At 76.6% G+C, this 4,006-nt stretch carries 2 protein-coding genes and 1 pseudogene; 1 reads left to right on the top strand and 2 read right to left on the bottom strand.

Annotated elements, in window-relative coordinates; genetic code table 11:
* Both NWP09_RS12070 and NWP09_RS12065 read right to left on the bottom strand, forming a co-directional pair.
* Positions 1–1,102, bottom strand: a 1,102-nt coding sequence (locus tag NWP09_RS12070) for a gamma-glutamyltransferase (protein ID WP_258275748.1), incomplete at its 3' end; no start/stop codon positions are given.
* Positions 1,099–3,480, bottom strand: coding sequence for a heavy metal translocating P-type ATPase (locus NWP09_RS12065; RefSeq protein WP_258275747.1), 2,382 nt, complete (start codon positions 3,478–3,480; stop codon positions 1,099–1,101). The genes NWP09_RS12065 and NWP09_RS12070, both read right to left, overlap by 4 nt.
* Positions 3,481–3,591: 111 nt before the next feature.
* On the opposite strand from NWP09_RS12065, the pseudogene NWP09_RS12060 reads away from it, so the two are divergent.
* Positions 3,592–4,006 (top strand): annotated as a pseudogene (locus NWP09_RS12060) (hypothetical protein); the annotation flags it as partial.

Raw genomic sequence — 4,006 nt, 5'->3', positions numbered from 1 at the left:
CGACCGCCTCGACCGCCGCGAGGCGCGGTTCGCCGCGCAGCGCGCCCGGCCGCAGCTCGAGCGAGGCGCGATCGCCGATGAGCGCGCGCCGCTCGGCGAGGTAGCCGGGGTCGAGGAGCCGGTCGAGGTCGGCGCCGTCGCCGAACCACGCGTCGCGATCGGCGAGGGCGAGCTTCGTCGCCTCGGCGGCGACGTGCACGATGTCGGCGTCGAACGCCTCCGCCCGCTCGGGCAGGAGCGGATCGGCGACGCCGAGCGCCTCGAGCAGCGCGGGGCCCTGCGACCACGCGCCCGCCTTGTGCACGGTCGTGCCGCGCCACGGCATCGCGACGGTCGGCTCCCACGAGGGGCGCCACGCGGCGAGGTCGTCGCCCGTGAGCAGGCCAGCGTGGGCGGCGCCGCTCGAGTCCATCGCCTCCTCGCGCGCGTGCCGGTCGACCGCCTCTGCCACGAAGCCCTCGCTCCACGCGGCGATCGCCGCGTCGCACGCGGCCTCGCGCCCGAGCCCTCGGCCGGCGTCGGCGAGGCGGCGGTAGGTGGCCGCGAGCGCGGGGTTGCGGATGACGTCCCACGGCTCCGGCGCCGGGTCGGCCCACAGCGCCGCCGACGCGGGCCAGTGCTCGCGGAAGAACGCGGCGCGGCCCGCGATCGTGCGCGCGACGCGCGGCAGCACGCGGTGGCCGCGCTCGGCGAGCTCGATCGCGAACGCGAGCACGTCGGCGGGCGCCCACGTGCCGTGGTCGCGCAGCAGCGCGAACCACGCGGGCACCGCACCCGGGACGACGGCCGCGAGGAGACCCGTGCCGGGGATGTGCGCGATGCCCTCCTGCCGCATCCGCTCGATGGTCGCGGCGGCAGGCGTCACGCCCTGGCCGCACAGCACCTCGGGCTCCCGGCCCGGGACGCGCACGATCGCGGGCAGGTCGCCGCCGGGGCCGTTGAGGTGCGGCTCGACGACGTGCAGCACGAAGCCCGCGGCGGCGGCCGCGTCGGCGGCGTTGCCGCCGCGCTCGAGCACCGCCATGCCGCTCGCGGAGGCGAGCCAGTGGGTCGAGGCGACGGCCCCGAAGGAGCCCTGGAGCGGCGGTCGGGTGCGCATCATGCCGACACGCTATCGACCTCCGCCCGGGTGTCGGCGGGCCGCTCGTCGCCGAGGATGCGGGCGGCGCTCGCACCGGGGTCGAGGTCGAGCCGGCGCAGCAGCTGCGCGTTGAGCGCCACCACGATCGTCGAGAGCGACATCAGGATCGCGCCGACCGACATCGGCAGCACGAAGCCGAGCGGGGCGAGCACGCCGGCGGCGAGCGGCACGGCGACCATGTTGTAGCCCGCGGCCCACCACAGGTTCTGCACCATCTTCCGCGCGCTCGCGCGCGAGAGCTCGACGACCGAGAGCACGCTGCGCGGGTCGGAGCTCGCGAGGATCACGTCGGCGGAGGCGATCGCGACGTCGGTGCCCGCGCCGATCGCGAGGCCCACGTCGGCGCGCGCGAGCGCGGGCGCGTCGTTCACGCCGTCCCCGACGAACGCGACGGCCCGCCCTTCCTGCTGCAGGCGCGCGACCTCCCGCTCCTTGTGCTCGGGCCGCACGTTCGCGGCGACCCGATCGATCCCGAGCTCGCGCGCGACCGACTGCGCGACCGCCTCCGCGTCGCCCGTGATCATGCCGACCTCGAGGCCGAGCGCGTGCAGCGCATCCACCGCCTGCCGCGACTCGGGGCGGATGGCGTCGGCGAGCCGGAGCGCGCCCGCCACCCGTCCGTCGACGACGACGTGCAGGATGATCGCTCCCTCGGCGCGCCACGCCTCGACGGCGGTGAGCTCGGTCGCCCCCTCCTCCTCGAGCATGTGCGGACCGCCGACGCGCACGCGCGCACCGTCGACCGCGGCGGTGACGCCGACCGCGGGGGAGGAGGTGAAGTCGGATGCGCCGGGCACGGGGAGCGAGGCCTGCTCGGCCGCGCGCACGATCGCCCGGGCGAGCGGGTGCTCGCTCGCGGCCTCGGCCGCAGCGGCGAGCGCGAGCAGCCGGTCGGCGTCGCCGTCGACCGCGTGGACCTCGAGCACGGCGGGCTCGCCCGCCGTCAGGGTGCCGGTCTTGTCGAACAGCACGATGTCGATGCCGCGCATCGTCTCGAGCGCGAGCCGGTCGGCGATGAGCACGCCGCCGCGAGCGGCGCGCTCGGTCGCGATCGAGACGACGAGCGGGATCGCGAGGCCGAGCGCGTGGGGGCACGCGATGACGAGCACGGTGACGGCCCGCACGACCGCGTCGTCGGGGGCGCCGACGAGGGTCCACGCGACCGCGGTGATCGCGGCGGCGACGAGCGCGAACCAGAACAGCCAGCCGGCCGCGCGATCCGCGAGCCGCTGCGCCTTCGAGGTGGATGCCTGCGCGTCCGCGACGAGCTTGCGGATGCCCGCGAGCGCGGTGTCGTCGCCGATCGCGTCGACGCGCACCCGCACCCCCGAGTCCGTCGCGACCGTGCCGGCGACCACGCGGTCGCCCGGCTCACGGGTCACGGGCCGCGACTCGCCCGTGATCATCGACTCGTCGAAGCTCGCGCTGCCGGCGATGACGGCGCCGTCGGCGGGCACGCGCGCGCCGGGCCGCACGACGACGACGTCGCCCACGCGCAGCGCGTCGGGCGCGACCCGCTCGATGCCGTCCGGCGTCTCGCGCTCTGCCTCGTCGGGCAGCAGCGCGGCGAGCGAGTCGAGCGCGGATGCCGTGTGCGCGAGCGAGCGCATCTCGAGCCAGTGGCCGAGCAGCATGATGACGACGAGCAGCGCGAGCTCCCACCAGAAGTCGAGGTGGTGCTCGGCGAAGCCGAGCGACGCAGCCCAGGAGGCGACGAACGCGACCGTGATCGCGAGGCCGATGAGCAGCATCATGCCGGGCTTCCGCGCGCGCAGCTCGTCGACGGCGCCGACGAGGAACGGCCGGCCGCCGAGCACGTAGATCGCGGTGCCGAGGAGCGGCGAGACCAGCGCGAGGCCGGGGACGTCGGGCAGCGGGTAGCCGAGCACCGAGGCGAACATCTCGCTCAGCAGCACCGTCGGGACCGCGAGCGCGAGCATCCACCAGAACAGGCGCCGGTAGACCGCCACGTGGTCGCCGTGCCCCGCGTGGCCCATGTGCCCGTCGCTGCCTCCTCGATGGCCGTGCGCCGCGTGCCCTTCGTGCGCCGCGTGCCCGTCGTGCCCTTGGTGCCCCGCGTGCCTCGCGTGCCCGTCGTGCCCTCCGTGCGCCGCGTGCCCCGCGTGCCCGTCGTGCCCTCCGTGCGCCGCGTGCCCTCCGTGCGCCGCGTGCCCTTCGTGCGCCGCGTGCGCGACGTGCTGGTGCTGCGCTGCGGGCTCGTCGCGCGGGCGGCCGTGCTCGTCGTGCACGTCGTGGTGGTGGGCGTGCGCCGGGCGCGTCTCGCGCTCGGCTTCCTCGTGCCCGTGACCGGTGGACGGGTGTCCCTGCGTTCCGCTCATGGCCCGACCGTATACCCCCGGGGGGTATAGCGCAACAGGTTCGAGCGGCGTTCTCCACAGTCCCCGGATGCTCGTGCGCGGCGCCGTGCCGCGATGGCGCACCCTCCCGGCATGGAGACCGTGAAGATCCGAACACCGCAGTCGCTGCTGCGCCTGCTGCCCAGGCTAGTCGGGCCCGTCGAGCCACCGTCGCTCGTCGCCCTGCCGTTCTCCGGAGGCCGCTCCGGCATGCCGATGGTCGTCGACCTGCCCGAGCGGCGCTCCGCGACCGCGATCGCCCGCGCGATCCGCGCCGGCAGCCTGGGAGGCGACGCCGTCGTGCTCATCGCGTGCCTCGCGTCGCCGCTCGGGGCCGGCCCGCTCCCGCTCGCCGAGGAGCTCGGACGGCTCGCGCGCGAGCTCGCGAGGCGCGGGACCCGGGTGCTCGAGCTGCTCGCGCTCGCGCCCGACGCGTGGGGCGACTACGCCGCGCCGGACGGGGCGCGCGGTCCGCTCGCCGAGCTCGACCTGCTCGACGACCCCGCGC

Source organism: Agrococcus sp. HG114 (assembly GCF_024723325.1).
Classification (GTDB): domain Bacteria; phylum Actinomycetota; class Actinomycetes; order Actinomycetales; family Microbacteriaceae; genus Agrococcus.
The sequence above is the reverse complement of the archived record's forward strand: the minus strand, read 5'-3'. Positions and strand labels throughout refer to the sequence as shown.

Coding starts and splice junctions, on each gene's coding strand:
- NWP09_RS12065 (WP_258275747.1), bottom strand. CDS start 3,480: ATGAGCGGAACGCAGGGACACCCGTCCACCGGTCACGGGCACGAGGAA.